We start from the raw sequence: 14,755 nt of genomic DNA on the forward strand, positions 1-14,755 counted from the left end.
CCACTTTCAGAGGTACCACCCCCGCTACCCACCCCCGCTACTACCCTCGGACCCGTTCTCCTTGCTGTGTGTGGCCGTACTGCCCACTCGGCGGCAGCCGCTTGACCGGCCCGGCGTGCTGGCGAGGCGCGAGCGCGCAACCCTCACGCGGGGACAATCCGAGGAAGCTGAGGGCCCGTTGCCGCTGGGCCACCGCTTTCCTCCGGGCCGCCCGCTCGCTTCTTCCCCGTGCTGGAGCGAGCCGAGTCGAGGGTCGGCCGTAGGCCGATCGGCGAAGCCGACGCGAAGCGCCCTTTACTCGGGTCGTGGAAGCACGACACTGACAGGAAGCGGGCGGCCCCGACGGGGTCTGTGTAGCGAATGGTGGAACTCGGTCGGTTTTCTTCAGCGGCGTCCGGCGGTGAGCCGGCCGTCGAAGGTGATGTCGAAGGCGTTCCGCGCGGTTTTCCAGTGCATGGTCCAGCGGGCCTGGCCCTTGCTGGTGGGATCGAGGGACGTGATGGCCATACAGACGCACTTCAGGGCGGCCTGCTCGTTGGGGAAGTGCCCGCGGGCCTTGACCGCCCGCCGGATGCGGGCGTTCACCGACTCGATCGCGTTGGTGGTGCAGACGATCCTGCGGATCTCGGTGTCGAACCGCAGGAACGGGGTGAACTCCTCCCAGGCGTTCTCCCCCAGCTTCACAATCGCCGGATACTTCCGGCCCCAGACGTCGGTGAACTCGGCGAACCGCTCCTGGGCCGCCTCCTCGGTTGCCGCGGTGTAGACGGGCTTGAGGAGCTTGGCGATCTTGCGCCAGTCCTGGCGGGCGGCATCCTCATCCCCGCCGCCATGATCGACCTGGCCGCCCGTGACGTCCGCCGGGCCGACCGCGGACGGACACAGTTCTACTCCTCCGGCGGGTCCGTCGGGACCGCGCGGCGGATACGGTCCCGGAGCCAAGCGGTCGGCCGGTCCGCGTCGAGGCGCTGGTGCCAGCGCAGCGAGATGTCGACGGGCGGAACCAGCACCGGCAGCGCGTGCCAGCGCAACGGCATCCCCTTGCTCACCAGATGCCGCGCGAGCAGCCCCGGCAACGGGACGATGACATCGTCCTCGAGCGCGAGAGCGGCGGCCGCGGTCATGGAGGGAACCGCCGCCGCGACGCGGCGGTGGCGGCCGAGAGCGTGCAGCGCCTCGTCGATGGGCCCGCGGAACCGGCCGCGACGGGACGCGCTGATGTGAGGCAGGGCGCACAGGTCGTCGATTGTGAGGCCGTCCGCCCGCCCGAGGCGCGACGCTGCGGCGACGACGGCCACGTATCGGTCCCGGCAGATGTCCTGCGCGTGGATGTCGGGCGCGTCATGGCCACCCGCACCCACGTCGATGTCGATCGTGCCGTCACGAAGCGCCTCGGAGTTCTCCGTACCCTCCGCGACAAAACGGACACTTATCCCGGGAGCCTCGGCCCGGGTGCTGGCGAGCACCGCCGGTGTCAGCACCGGTACGAGGGAGTCGTTGATACGTACCGTGAACATCCGCTGCCAGCTCGCCGGGTCGGAGCCCTGACCGTCGACGCCAAGTTGCGCCGCGTCCTCGATGAGACGGCGGACCTTGCCAGCAGCGCCCTGGGCGAACGGCGTGGGCACCAGCCCCCTCCCGGCGCGGACCATGATCTCGTCGCCCATCGATCGGCGGAGGCGAGCGAGCGCCCGGCTCGTCGCCGGGGTGGAGAGGCGGAGCCGCTCCGCCGCCCCGGTGACGCTCCCGGTTTGCATCAGCGCGTCGAACACGCGCAGCAGGTTGAGGTCGAGTCCATCCGCCATAGAGCAACTATTGCACGATGCGCAACTCAAAGCTAACAAACTTGCAGTAGACGTCACTCCCCACTCCGCGTTCACTGGATTTCGAACGGGCGGGGATCGTCCACTCGGACTCTCAAGGAGACGAACATGTCACCAACGACGGCACTGGCGGTGCCGTCCGCAGGCAGGCAGCGGGCGGTCCAGGCCGCGGTATGCACGGCGACCGTGCTGGTTGTGGGCTTCGTGGCCTCGATCAACCTCGCAGTGCCGATGCTTGCCAGAAGCGGACTGCACCCGGGCCCCGCACAGCTGCTGTGGATCGTCGACGCCTATGTGGTGTTCTTCGCCTGCCTGGTGATCCCGGCGGGCGCGATCGGTGATCGTTTCGGCAGGAAGGGCGCGCTGATGGCCGGTCTGGCTGTCTTCGCCGCTGGCGCGGCACTCTCCGCGGTCGCTCCCGATGCCGCGGTGCTACTCGTTGGACGGGGCATCACCGGCGTGGGAGCGGCACTGGTCCTCCCCAACGGACTCGCCGTACTGGTCCATGCCACCGAGCCCGAGCGGCGACGCCGGGCACTCACCACCTGGGCGGCGATGTCCGGCATCGGCGGAGTCATCGGCAATGTGGGAGGTGGCGCGATCCTCTCTGCGGGCTCGTGGCATCTGCTGTTCGCACTGGTCGCCCCGGCTGCCGTGCTGCTTCTCGGCTGGATCGCCGCAGTCGCGCCGCGCAGTTCGCGGACCGCCCGCCCGATCGATGTGTGGGGCGCCCTGCTGCTCACCGCCGCGAGCGTCGCCCTGGTTCTCGGCATCATCGATGGCCCGGAACGAGGCTGGGGCAGTCCGTTCGTGTGCGCGGCGTTCGTGCTCGCGGCGGCGCTCTGGGCGGCGTGGGTGATCGTCGGCCTGCGAACCCGCGATCCCCTGCTGGACCCCAGGCTGTTCAAGCTGCCGGCGCTCACGGCGGGCTGCGTCGGTATGTTGGTGGCCTTCTTCGGTAACTTCGGCCTGTTCTACGTCAACGCCTCGCTGCTCCAGTACGTGCACGGGTTCTCGGTCTTCGTGGCCGGCCTGGGAATCCTGCCGATGATCGTGCCGCTGCTGATCCTCCCGCGGTTCGTGCCGCGCCTGGTCAACCGCTTCGGCATCCCGCGTGTCCTGGCGCCTGCGTTCGTCGTCTTCAGCGCGGGCCTGTTCGGGCTGTCGCTGGTCACGGACGGCAGCTACGTCGCCTACGCCGTCTGCCTGTTCGTCATCGGTGTCGGCATGGCGCCCGCCCTGCCGGCGTTGACCGTCGAGATCACCGGAGCGCTGCCCCAACACCAGGCCGGCGTCGGCGGCGGCCTCCAGTCCGCCACGCGCGAGCTGGGCAGCGCGCTGGGCGTCGCGGTGGTTGGAACCATCGTCACCCAGACGTTCGACGTGCCGGGCGCGGGCGGCACCGCGCACACGGTCTCCGCCGCCTTGGCCGCGGACCCCGCACACCACGCCGCCGTCATTGACGCCTACGCCCACGCGACCTCGCTCGCGCTGAGGATCACGAGCGGGATCGTGCTCCTCGCCGGAGCCGTCGCCGTCATTCTCACGCTGAGGGCCGCCCGTCGCGCCCGCCAGAATCAGACCGACCCCTCCTCCACCTCGACCGGCATCACCCCTCAGGAGGCATGACCATGACCCGCATCGCACTGATCACCGGCGGCAACCGCGGGCTGGGCCGCGCGGCGGCCGAGCAGCTCGCCGCCGACGGCACCGACGTCGTCATCACTTACCGCTCGAACCCCGACGAGGCCGAGGCCGTGGTCGCCGCTCTGCGCGAGCAGGGCCGCCAGGCCACGGCGATCCGGCTCGACACCACGCAGCACGAGACGTTCGAAGCCTTCCGGACCACGTTCATCGAGGAGCTCCGCACCCGTTGGGGCCGAGCGGACTTCGACATTCTGATCAGCAACGCCGGATTCGACGGCCGCACTCCGTACGGCCGGACGGACCCGGGCCTGATGGACGACCTCTACAAGGTCCACGTCAAGGGGCCCATCCTGCTCACTGAGTCGCTGACACCGCACCTGCACGATGGCGGTCGCGTGGTGTTCCTGTCCACCGGACTGACCCGGTACGTCGCCAACCCCGTCTACTCCGTGTATGCGTCCATGAAGGGTGCCATCGAGGTGTACGTGAAGTACGCCGCCAAGGCGCTCGGCCCCCGCGCCATCACGGTCAACGCCGTCGCGCCCGGCGCGACCGCTACCGACTTCGGCGGCGGCATGATCCGTGACGACGACGACTACCGCGCCATGGTCACCCGCAACCACGCGTTCGGCCGCGTCGGAGAGCCCGGCGACATCGGCGGCGCCCTGCTCGCGGTCACCGCTGAGAGCGCGGGGTGGATCACGGCGCAGCGTATCGAGGCGTCCGGCGGGCAGGGGCTCTGACACTCCGTCCGGCAGCGCCCCGCGGCCGCGGGCCCGCGCGCCCGCGGCCGGAGCGGCTACTTGTTGCCCTGCAAGGGGCCCACCCACAGATTCTGAACGGTGTAGTCACCGCATTCCTGCTTGTTCCAGGGCATGTTCGTGGACCTGACCGCGTTCGCGGACTCCCATCACCAGCACTGCAAGAAGATCCAGTCCACGAACCCGCTGGAACGGCTGAACCGGGAGATCAAACGCCGCACCGGCGTCGTCCAGGTCTTCCCGAACTCGGCCGCCGTTCTCCGCCTGGCCACCGAGGTTCTCGCCGAACTCCACGACGAATGGATCGCCTTCCCCCGCCGCTACCTCTCCAACGAGAGCATGGACGCCCTTTACACCGACACCCCGGCCGTCATGCCGGCCGCGTCAGACGACTGATCGCCTACACCACGAGACGGGACGTGACCGCTCAGTGTCCCCACGTGAACACCTCCACAGGTTTCCCACCCTGAACCCACCGTCCCCGTTCGATTACAGTGCTGGGCGTCGTACGTACAGACGATGACCGGGGAGGCCTGGGTGGGCGCGATGACCGGTGCCGTCTGGGGGCGGGGCGAGCAGCAGGACTTCCGGAGCCGGGTGCGCGGCGCCCTGCTCGGCGGCGCCGTGGGGGACGCGCTGGGCGCGCCCGTCGACGGGATGGGACTGGCGGAGATCCGGGAGGCGTACGGGGCCGAAGGGCTCGGGGACCTCGCCGCCGCCTACGGCAGACGCGGTGCCGTCACACACCTCACCCAGCTCACCCTGTTCTCCGTCGACGGGCTGATCCGGGCCCAGGTCCGCCGGGACACCGGCGCCTGGCACCCGCCGACCGACCTGCACCGCGCGTACCGCCGCTGGCTCGCCACCCAGCGCGACTGGGGACCGGACGAGCGCCGCAAGGAAGACGGCTGGCTGGCACGCGAGGAGTGGCTGTACGCCCGGCGGGACCCGCCCCGGTCGCTGCTGCTCGGGTTCGGCGACACGACGATGGGGACGCCGGACGCGCCGAAGAACCCCGCTGAGCGCGGCGCCGAAGCCGCGGCCCGCTCCGCGCCGTTCGGGCTGCTGGTCGGCTGGGAGCCGCAACTCGTCCTCCAACTCGCCGTGGAGTGCGCCGCGCAGACCCACGGCCACCCCACGGGCCGCCTGGCGGCGGGCGCGTACGCCGTGGTCGTGCACGGGGTGACCCGGGGCGACAGCCTGGACGGCGCCGTACAGCGCGCGCTCGCGTTGCTCGCAGCCCGGCCCGGCCACCAGCCCGTGTCGGACGCGTTGCAGCACGCGCTCGGCGCGGTGCGCCAGGGGCTGCCGACCCCCGCGCGGGTGACCGAACTCAGCGGTGCGGGAACGGCGGAGGGAGTGGTGGCCGCCGCCGTGTACTGCGCTCTGGTGGGAGAGGACGTCCGGCACGGGCTGCGGCTCGCCGTCAACCACGGTGGTTCGTCGGCGGCCACGGGCGCCCTCGCCGGCGGTCTGCTGGGCGCGCTGCACGGCGAGACGGCGCTCCCGCCGGCCTGGCTGGCCGAACTGGAGGGACGCCCCACGATCCTCGAACTGGCCGACGACTTCGCCATGGAGATGACCCAGGGACCGGCCCTGCACGGCCCGGCGGGCTCCGCCCCGGGCTGGCTGGCGCGTTACCCGAGGGCCTGACCGGTCCCGCCCGGCTTTCCAGTGAGCGGTTCACTCCTGCAAGATGACTGCGGTCATCACATTGATCGCATCGTCACACGCGCGATGCCCACCACACTCACGGATCGCCCGGGGGAGAGCACCACCATGTCCGAACAGCCCCAGCAGCCGCCCCAGCCACAACAGCCTCCCCAGCCACCGCAGCAGCCGCAACCACCGCAGCAGCCGCAGCCCGGCTACGGGTACCCGGGGCCCGGGGCGTACCCGGGTGATCCGCAGGCGGGACCACAGGGCGCTCCGCAGGGCGGCCCCTACCAGGGCTACCAGCAGCAGCCCGGTTACCAGCAGCCCGGCTACGCCCAGCAGGGCTACCCGCAGGGCGGTTACCCGCCCCCGCCGGGCGGCGGCTACCCCGGTTACCCCGGCCCCGGCTATCCCGGTCAGCCCGGTTACCCCGGCGACCCCAACGCCCCGTACGGGTACGACCGGTTCGGCCGCCCCTACTCCGAAAAGTCGAAGATCATCGCCGGTGTGCTCCAGCTCATGCTCGGCACCCTCGGCGTCGGCCGGTTCTACATCGGCCACGTGGGCCTCGGCCTCGCCCAGCTCTTCACCTGCGGTGGCCTCGGCATCTGGGCGCTGATCGACGGCATCATCATGCTGACCAGCGACAACACCACCGACTCCGACGGCCGGGTACTGCGCGGTGGCTGACGTGGTGCACCGGAACGCGGCCCTCGCCCCCCTCGCCGTCCTCGCGGCGGGGGCGGCCGGTGCCGCGTACCTCTACACCACCAACCCGCACGAGCCGGGCCACCTCCTGCCGCAGTGCCCGTTCCGCCTCGTCACCGGCTGGCTCTGCCCCGCCTGCGGCGGCACCCGCATGGTGTACGACCTGATGCACGGCCACTTCTCGGCGGCCTGGGCGGACAACAGGCTTCTGCTGCTCGCCTCGCCCTTCGCCCTGGCGTTGCTGGGCCGTTGGGTCTGGGAGGGGCTGCGGGGCCGACGCTGGCAGCCCCGGACCGGCCGGCTGGCCCCGGCGCTGATTCTGACGGTCGCCGTCGCCTGGACGGTCGTACGCAACGTCGTCCAGCCCGGGTAGGCGTCGGCATCGACGTTGGTCACAGAACCAAAACGATAGTCCTACCCCACTCCCGTCGACCTCATGCGTCTCCCTATGCTCACGGCTCACAGGGGGGACGGCCGGTGCGGCGGGAACGCGCGCACGGGCGTGATCGGAACACGGCTGCGGATGCGACGACTCGCTCGCGTACCGGCGTGCCTCCTGGGCGCCGGAACACCCCGTTCCGGCGTCTCGTGGAAACCTCAGGAGCAGCAACTCATGACCGTCCCCACCCCCGAGGCTCCCTACGGCGTCGACCCCAAGGGGCGCCCGTACTCGGACAAGTCCAAGATCGTGGCGGGCCTCCTCCAGATCTTCCTCGGCGGCCTCGGCATCGGCCGTTTCTACGTCGGCTCGGTCGGCGTGGGCGTCGCCCAGCTGCTCACCTGCGGTGGCCTCGGCATCTGGGCGCTGATCGACGGAATCCTCTTCCTGACGAGCAGCGACCGCACCGACAAGCAGGGCCGCGTGCTGCGCGGCTGAGCACGGCGACATCGTCAGGGCGAGGGCCCCGCTTCCGTCACGGAAGCGGGGCCCTCGCCCTGTGCGGACCGGTCCCTGTACGGGAGCTGATCAGTCCTTGATACGAGGCCGGGGCCCGAGGGTGTCGTCCACCCCGCCCGCCGGGGCCGGCACGGCCGCCGCCGCTCCGGCGGACCCGTCCCCGTCGGTGTTCACGGTCTCGATGATCGCGAGCCGTTCCGGGGTGTCCTCCGGCTTGAGGAAGCCGATCAGGATGTACAGCACCAGGGAGACGGCCAGCGGGATGGACACCTGGTACTGGAGCGGTACGCCGCCCTCCACGTTCCAGTTGATCGGGTAGTTGACCAGCCAGAACGCCAGCAGGCCCAGCCCCCAGCTGGTGAGCGCCGCCGTCGGGCCCGAGCGGCGGAAGGGCCGCAGCAGACCGAGCATCATCGGGATGGCGATCGGGCCCATGAGCCCGGCCACCCACTTGATCACGACGGTGATGATGTCCTTGAAGGTGGGGGAGTTGACCTGGGTGGCCACCGCCATGGACAGGGCGAGGAAGACGACGGTCGTCACCCGGGCGGCCAGCAGCCCGGACCGCTGGTTCCACCCCCGCGCCCGCGCCGACAGCACCGGCGCCACGTCCCGGGTGAAGACGGCGGCGATGGCGTTGGCGTCCGAGGAGCACATGGCCATGGTGTGCGAGAAGAAGCCGACGATGACCAGGCCCAGCAGGCCGTGCGGGAGGAGCTGTTCGGTCATCAGGGCGTAGGAGTCGGAGCCGTCCGGTTTCTGCGACTCGACCAGCAGCGGCGACATCCACATCGGGAAGAACAGCACCAGCGGCCACACCAGCCACAGCACCGCCGACAGCCGCGCCGACCGCTCCGCCTCGTGGGCGTCGCGGGTCGCCATGTAGCGCTGCGCCTGGTTGAGCATGCCGCCGTTGTACTCGAAGAGCTTGATGAAGAGGAAGGCGAGGAGGAAGACCGTCCCGTACGGGCCGACCAGCGGTTTCTCGTGGCCCTGGAGGGCAGGCTCGTCCCAGACGCCGAAGAAGCCGCCGTGGTCGCCGAGTTCCATGACGACCGCCACGAACATCGCGACGCCGGCCAGCAACTGGATGATGAACTGGCCCAGTTCGGTCAGCGCGTCCGCCCACAGGCCGCCGATCGTGCAGTAGATGCCGGTGATCACACCTGTGATCAGGATGCCCTGGTTGAGGGAGATGCCGGTGAAGACCGAGAGCAGCGTGGCGATGGCCGCCCACTTCGCGCCGACGTCCACGATCTTCAGCAGCATGCCGGACCAGGCCAGGGCCTGCTGGGTCGGCAGGTTGTACCGGTTCTTCAGGTACTCCAGCGGGGAGGCCACATGGAGCCGGGAGCGGAGCCGGTTGATCCGGGGCGCGAACAGCTTCGACCCGATGGCGATGCCGAGCGCGATGGGGAAGGACCAGGTCACGAAGGACGTGACCCCGTAGGTGTAGGCGATGCCGGCGTAACCGGTGAACATCACCGCGCTGTAGCCCGACATGTGGTGGGAGATGCCGGAGAGCCACCAGGGCATCTTGCCGCCCGCCGTGAAGAAGTCGCTGACGTTGTCCACGCGCTTGTGCGACCAGACGCCGATGGCGACCATCACGGCGAAGTAGCCGATGAGCACGGCCCAGTCGAGACCGTTCATGTCCCCCCTTCCAGGGTTGTTCCGCATGGTGAACGGCCCGCTCATCGTGAGTGCGGTGCGGTGGGCATGACAAGGAAGCGAAGAGTCAAGAGGGAGTAAAAAGGTTCGGCTCGATGACCCGCGTTCATTGATGTGAACCAGCGATCGGGTCGCGGGCGGGAACCCCGTCACCGGAGCGCGGACGGCAGGCCGGACCGGCGGGCCCGGAGGCCCCTGCGGCCAACCGAGTGGTGGTCGATTAGCGTCTACGGGAAGCGAGACGTCCCGTACGAATCGAACACGAATGGATAGCCGCAGTGGCTTTCGCCGAGCTGAGCCCGCACCGCCCCGTGCTGCGCGACAAGTCCACGCAGGATCCCCCGACCTGGTACGAGCGCCACCGCGTCCCCCTCATCGTGCTGGCGTGTTCCCTGCCGCTGTACGGCGTGTGGGGCGCGGTCTTCGCGACCGGCGGCGGCGACCTGGCGGCGCAGGTCGCGTGGGCCGAGTTCGCGAGGATGTATCCGGGCTACGCCTACAACCTGTTCTGGTACGGCGGACTGCACACGGCGAACTACAGCGTCATATCGCCGTACCTGATGGCCGCCCTGGGCGTGGTGCCCGTCACCCTGCTGTCGGGGCTCGCGGCGTCGTGGTGCGCCGGTGCGCTGGTCCAGCGCACGGGGGTGCGCAAGCCGCTGTGGCCCGCGCTGGCGGTGATGTTCTCGCTGTGGTGCCAGGTGGTGTCCGGACGCTCCACCTTCGTGCTCGGCACCGCCTTCGCCATGGGCGCCGTGCTCGCCGTGGTCAGCGGGCGCGGCGGCCGGTACCTCACGGCGGCGGCGCTGACCACGACGCTGGCCACGATGGGCAGCCCGGTCGCCGGCCTGTTCCTCGTCGTCGTGGGAGCCGCCTACCTCCTGACGCGCGAGTGGGGCCGCGCTCTCGCCCTCCTCCTGCCGCCGGTCGCCGTGGTCGCCACGACCACGCTGCTCTTCCCGTTCGAGGGCGAACAGCCCATGGCCCTCGGGCGTATCTGGCCGCCCGTCCTGCTGTGCGCGGTGGTCGTCCTGGCGGCGCCGACCGCCTGGCGGCTGCTGCGGTACGGCGCCGCCGTCTACGCGCTCGGAGTGGTGCTCTGCTACCTGATCGCGTCGCCGATCGGCACCAACGTCGAGCGGCTCACGGAACTGGCGGCGCCCGCCGCCCTGCTCGCCATCGTGATGTACCGGTGGGACGGCGAGGCGGACGGGGACGGCGCCCCGTCCGCCCTGCGCGCGCTGGGCCGGCTCACGCCCCGGTGGCGCAGAGTGGGCTGCGCGGTGGCCCTCGGCCTGTCCCTGATCTGGCTGTCCGGCAAGACGACCGCCGACATAGTCACCAACACCAAGGTGCCCGAGTGGGCCGTCAAGACCGACGGCGTCGTCAACGAGCTCGAACGCCTCGACGCCTGGCGGACGAGGGTCGAGGTGGTACCGGCCCGCGACCACCGCGAGGCCGCCATCCTCGCGCCGTACGTCAACATGGCACGCGGCTGGAACCGCCAGGCCGACGTGGAGCGCGGCCGTCTCTTCTACGAGGGCCACGGCGGGACCGAGGTGCCCGAGGGCACCTTCACCTCCCGGGCCTACCGTGCCTGGCTCTCCGAGTGGGCCGTGGGCTTCGTCGTCCTCGTCAACGGCGAGCCGGACGGCCCCGCGGAGCTGGAGCACGCGCTGGTGAGCCGCGAACCGGACTACCTGGACCTCGTGTGGCAGGACGCCAACTGGAAGATCTACCGGGTGAAGGACGCCACCCCGCTCGTCGACGCGCCCGCCTCGGTGGTGAGTTCCGACGGCGCCAACCTCGTCGTCCACATGCCGCGGCCCGGCACGGTCACCGTCCGCATCGCCCACTCCCCCTGGCTGTGGGCGGACAACGGCTGCCTGACCGCCGAGGGGGAGTTCACCCGGCTGACCGTCCGGGAGGCCGGCGACGTACGGATCAGCTCCCTGTACGGCGGGCCGTCCCGCGAGAAGCCGCTGGAGTGCGAGGAGACGGAACGCTGACGCGGGCTGCGGCGTACGGCGACGCCCCGCGCCGCCGTACGCCGCACGCGGCCCGTCCTCGTCCGAGGACGGGCCGCGTCGCTTCAGGAGACGCGCGTCAGCCTGTTCGCGAAGGCGGGCTCCGCGAGGTCCTCCCCGAGGGCGACCGGCACCTTGACGGTGCTGCTCTTGCCGTCGCCCACGGTGAGCGTGCCCACCTCGGTGCCGGCCTTCGCCGTGTGCGGCACCGAACTGTCGCTCGGCTCGTCCAGCTCCAGCTTCACGGTCAGCCCCGACCAGCCGACGGCGGAGACGTCCTTGGTGGCGACGACCGGCGTCGTACCGCCCAGACCGTCGTCGACCTGCCCGACGACATCGCCCTTCTTCACTATGGTCTTCGCGGTGAGCGCGTCCTGCCCCGCCTCGATCAGCCCCCGCACGACGGCGGTGACCTCGTCGATGTTGGCGGTGCCGTTCTGCCCGAACTGGCCGAGGGCCGCGCCGATGATCGTCTGGGTCTTGCCGCCGACGGTCTTCTCCGCGGCGAAGAGGATGTTGCCGCCCGCCGCGGTGGTGGTGCCGGTCTTGATGCCGATGGCCACGGTCGGGACGAGCCCGAAGAAGTTGTTCTGCTGGTCGCCGTTGAGGTCGACGTAGCTGGGCTGCCTGGAGATCTCCTTGAAGACCGGGTCCTCCATCGCGGCGCGGCCCAGCTTCACCAGGTCCTCGGCGGTGGAGACGGTCGTCTTGTCCAGGCCGCTGGGGTCGGTGTACGTGGTGTTCTTCATCCCCAGCTCCTTGGCGGTCTTGTTCATCTTCGCGACGAACTCGTCCTCGGAGCTGCTGCCGGTGTCCCAGCGGGCCAGCAGCTTGGCGATGTTGTTGGCGGACGGCAGCATGACCGCCTGCAGCGCCTCGTACTCGGTGATCTTCTGGCCCTCGGTGACCTTCACCACCGACTCGCTCTCGGCCTTGCCGGTCTCGTAGTGCTTCTGCGCGGCCGCGTCGACCGGGATCTCCGGGCCCTTCTCACCCGTCTTCAGCGGGTGGTCGCGCAGGATCAGGTAGACGGTCATGACCTTGGCGATGCTGGCGATCGGGACCGGCTTCTGGTCGCCGGACGTGCCGAAGCTGCCGATGCCGTTGACGTCCATGGCCGCCTGTCCCTGGGTGGGCCAGGGCATGGAGGGCTCGTCGCCCCCGAAGGAGACGGTCTCCTGCGCGGTCAGCTGGAGGGTGGGGGCGGGCAGCGGGCGCACGGCCTGTACGACCGCGAACACGATCACCAGCAGCAGGACCAGCGGCGTCCAGATCTTGACCCGCCGCCAGGCCGTGCGCAGCGGCGTCTCCGGCGGCGGCGGGGTGTTGGTCAGCTCCGCCAGCAGGTCCAGCGGCGGCTTCGGCGGCAGCGGCTGCTGACGGGTGCGCTCGAAGCCCTCGGCGACGGGGGCGGGGGCGGGAGCGGGGGCCGGAGTCTCCGGACCGGCCTGCGGGCCGGCCTGCGACGGCTTGCGGACCGCCGGGTCGTCCAGCGGCTTGAGCGCGACGAACTTGCTGGTCCGCTCGGCGGGGGACTCGCTCTTGTCCGGGCTTTTCTCCGCGGGCTCCTTGGTCTCCTTCGGGGCGCCGCCCAGCTTCAGCATGGTGGTGGGCTGGTCGACGGGGGGTGCGGCGGGGCGGGGGGCCTTGAAGACGGCGGTGGGCTGGTCGGGGGACTCGGCCTTGTCGTCGTCGGTGTTTGCGTTCGCGTCGGTGTCGGGGGCCTCGGCGTCGGCGGACTTGGACGGGGTGTCGTCGGAGCCGCCGGAGCCGCCGGTGTCATCCGTGCCGTCGGTGTCGCCGGCGTCCGTGGTGTCCTTGGCGTCCTCGGCGGAGCCGGCCGCCTCGGGGCCCTCCTCACGCCCCTGTGCGCCCTCGGACGCGCCGGAGCCCGCCCCGGGGCGGTCGTCGGTGTCCCCGGGCGCCCTGAGGGCCTCCTCGGCGTCTTCCTCGCCCTCCTGGGCGCCCTTCCCGCCGTCGGCCGCGCTCCCGGCGTCCGTGTCCCCGGCACCGGAGTCCGTCGCCCCCTCCTCGGGGGCCGCCGGCCGCACCCAGGAGGCCATCGCGTTCCGCAGCCGCCCGTCACCGTCCGCGGTGTCCGCGGTGTCCGAGGTGTCCGAGGTGCCCTCGGCCTCCGAGCCCGCGACCGCGCCCGCCTCCGGGGCGGTGCCGGTGCCGGCGTCGGTGCCCGAGCCGGTCTCCGTGCCCGTGCCCGAGTCCGCCTCGGCCTCCCTGGCCGACCGCACCCGCGTCGCCGTATCGACACCACCGCCCGCCGAGGCGCTCCGCGTCTCCGACTCCCGCGCCACCGCCAGCCGCGGATCACGCGCCTCGTCGCCCTCCGTCCGGGCCTCGGGAACCGGACCCACGCTCCCCGACGTCCGTTCTGCCGACGACTCGCGCTGCTTCGACCTGTCGGGGGACTCGCCCGCCACCGATGCCTCCTCCATGCGCCGCACGCCCCGCGTGCGCGTACCGAACCGTGAACCGCCGCCCGGGACCCCGCCCTCAGGCGCTGTCCGAACCATGTACCAGTGTCCTGTGTACGGGCTTGACCGAAGCGGTAGACGAGAACGACATACCTGCCGGTTCCCTTACGAAGCGGTCACGCACCCTCGACAGACCAATGTGAGAGGGGTCACCCTGTCTGTCATCCACGCGGGGAGGCATGGATGGGCAGGAGCCGCAGAACACTTCCGGAGGAGCTTCTGCTGCTGGCATTGGACCCGGCCACGGGTACCACTGCGCAGCCGCAGTCGCTCGACCTCGGTCTGGCCGGAGCGCAGCTCGTCGAGCTGGCGCTGGCCGGACGGATAGCCCCAGACGGGGATCGTATCGCCGTGGTGGCACCACGGCCGACTGGAGATCCGACCTTGGACTGCGCGTTGGAGCTGCTGCGAAGGCGCGGCGCTCCGGTACGGGCCGTCCACTGGATCGGCGGACCCCGGCTGGGGCTCCGCCAGACGTACCTCTCGCATCTGGAGCGGTGCGGCATGGTGCATGCCGTGGCGGGTCAGATGTGCGGGGTGCTGCCGACGACGCGCTACCAGGCGACGGACACGGCGATCAGCCGGGAGATCAGGGCCCGGCTGGACTCCGCGATCCGCACCGGCGTACCGCCGGACCCGCGGACCGCGGCGCTCGCCGCGCTGGCGCACGCGGTCGGGCTCGGCAAGCACCTCTATCCCGGGAACGAGGGGCGGTCCTCCCGCTCCCGCCTCCGGGATCTGATCCGGCACGACCCGATGGGCGGCCTCGTGGCACACGCCGTGATGGACGTCCAGAACGGCGTCGCGGCCCAGCCGCGCCGCAGCCCGGCCCCGGCCGGCCGCCAGGCCGCCCCCGGAGCCAGGCCCGTACCGGAACCGGCCCGTGGCGTTCCGGCGCAACCGCGCCGTGGCCCCATGGCGCGCGCCGCGGCCCACTGAGCCGGGCACGCACCCGCACGACAGCACCACCGCGCCACCGCACCACGACGAGACACCCGAGCACCACCGCACCACCCGCACCCCGAGCCGCCGCACGACAGTCCCCGAGACCGGTCCGGGAGCCGCTGGCCGCGCG

General features: G+C 71.3%; 11 protein-coding genes and 2 pseudogenes. 9 read left to right on the forward strand and 4 right to left on the reverse strand.

Going from position 1 to position 14,755, the window contains the following annotated elements; genetic code table 11:
• Nucleotides 1–384: 384 nt before the first annotated feature.
• Together J7I94_RS34225 and J7I94_RS34230 are read right to left on the reverse strand one after the other, a co-directional pair.
• A pseudogene (locus J7I94_RS34225) lies at nt 385–813 on the reverse strand (transposase); the annotation flags it as partial.
• A gap of 74 nt (nt 814–887) precedes the next feature.
• Nucleotides 888–1,805 (reverse strand): LysR family transcriptional regulator, encoded by a 918-nt coding sequence (locus J7I94_RS34230; RefSeq protein WP_215173641.1) that lies wholly within the window; start codon nt 1,803–1,805, stop codon nt 888–890.
• Nucleotides 1,806–1,931: 126 nt separating this feature from the next.
• Here J7I94_RS34230 and J7I94_RS34235 point away from each other — a divergent pair, with 126 nt between their 5' ends.
• The 7 genes and pseudogenes from J7I94_RS34235 (at nt 1,932) to J7I94_RS34265 (ending at nt 7,472) form a co-directional block, all read left to right on the forward strand.
• Nucleotides 1,932–3,452 carry an MFS transporter gene (locus J7I94_RS34235; protein WP_215173643.1) on the forward strand — a complete coding sequence of 507 codons (1,521 nt, stop codon included), beginning with the start codon at nt 1,932–1,934 and terminating at the stop codon, nt 3,450–3,452.
• A gap of 2 nt (nt 3,453–3,454) precedes the next feature.
• Nucleotides 3,455–4,213, forward strand: a complete 759-nt coding sequence (locus J7I94_RS34240; RefSeq protein ID WP_215173645.1) for an SDR family NAD(P)-dependent oxidoreductase — start codon at nt 3,455–3,457, stop codon at nt 4,211–4,213.
• Nucleotides 4,214–4,354: 141 nt separating this feature from the next.
• Nucleotides 4,355–4,627: pseudogene (locus tag J7I94_RS34245) on the forward strand (transposase); the annotation flags it as partial.
• 141 nt (nt 4,628–4,768) lie between these two features.
• On the forward strand, nt 4,769–5,884 hold the full coding sequence (locus J7I94_RS34250) for an ADP-ribosylglycohydrolase family protein (RefSeq protein WP_215173661.1): 1,116 nt from the start codon (nt 4,769–4,771) through the stop codon (nt 5,882–5,884).
• A 126-nt stretch (nt 5,885–6,010) separates the two neighbouring features.
• Nucleotides 6,011–6,577, forward strand: a complete 567-nt coding sequence (locus J7I94_RS34255; protein WP_215173647.1) for a TM2 domain-containing protein — start codon at nt 6,011–6,013, stop codon at nt 6,575–6,577.
• A 1-nt stretch (nt 6,578) separates the two neighbouring features.
• Nucleotides 6,579–6,968, forward strand: coding sequence for a DUF2752 domain-containing protein (locus J7I94_RS34260; protein WP_374198477.1), 390 nt, complete (start codon nt 6,579–6,581; stop codon nt 6,966–6,968).
• A 240-nt stretch (nt 6,969–7,208) separates the two neighbouring features.
• A complete protein-coding gene (locus J7I94_RS34265) occupies nt 7,209–7,472 on the forward strand; it encodes a TM2 domain-containing protein (RefSeq protein WP_215173649.1) in 264 nt (87 codons plus the stop codon).
• Between the two features lie 90 nt (nt 7,473–7,562).
• Here J7I94_RS34265 and J7I94_RS34270 read toward each other — a convergent pair whose 3' ends face one another.
• The gene (locus J7I94_RS34270; protein WP_215173651.1) at nt 7,563–9,146 is read right to left on the reverse strand and encodes a sodium:solute symporter family protein; all 1,584 of its coding nucleotides are present in this window, start codon (nt 9,144–9,146) and stop codon (nt 7,563–7,565) included.
• A 296-nt stretch (nt 9,147–9,442) separates the two neighbouring features.
• Between J7I94_RS34270 and J7I94_RS34275 the strand changes: the two genes are divergently transcribed.
• Entirely contained in the window at nt 9,443–11,173 is a 1,731-nt protein-coding gene (locus J7I94_RS34275; RefSeq protein WP_374198478.1) for a hypothetical protein, read from the forward strand.
• A gap of 83 nt (nt 11,174–11,256) precedes the next feature.
• On the opposite strand, the gene J7I94_RS34280 is transcribed toward J7I94_RS34275, so the two are convergent.
• Nucleotides 11,257–13,641, reverse strand: coding sequence for a D-alanyl-D-alanine carboxypeptidase (locus J7I94_RS34280; protein ID WP_251076163.1), 2,385 nt, complete (start codon nt 13,639–13,641; stop codon nt 11,257–11,259).
• Nucleotides 13,642–13,863: 222 nt separating this feature from the next.
• Here J7I94_RS34280 and J7I94_RS34285 point away from each other — a divergent pair, with 222 nt between their 5' ends.
• The gene (locus J7I94_RS34285; RefSeq protein ID WP_215173653.1) at nt 13,864–14,619 is read left to right on the forward strand and encodes a GPP34 family phosphoprotein; all 756 of its coding nucleotides are present in this window, start codon (nt 13,864–13,866) and stop codon (nt 14,617–14,619) included.
• Nucleotides 14,620–14,755: the final 136 nt, after the last annotated feature.

It is taken from the genome of Streptomyces sp. ISL-12 (assembly GCF_018614415.1).
GTDB lineage: Bacteria > Actinomycetota > Actinomycetes > Streptomycetales > Streptomycetaceae > Streptomyces.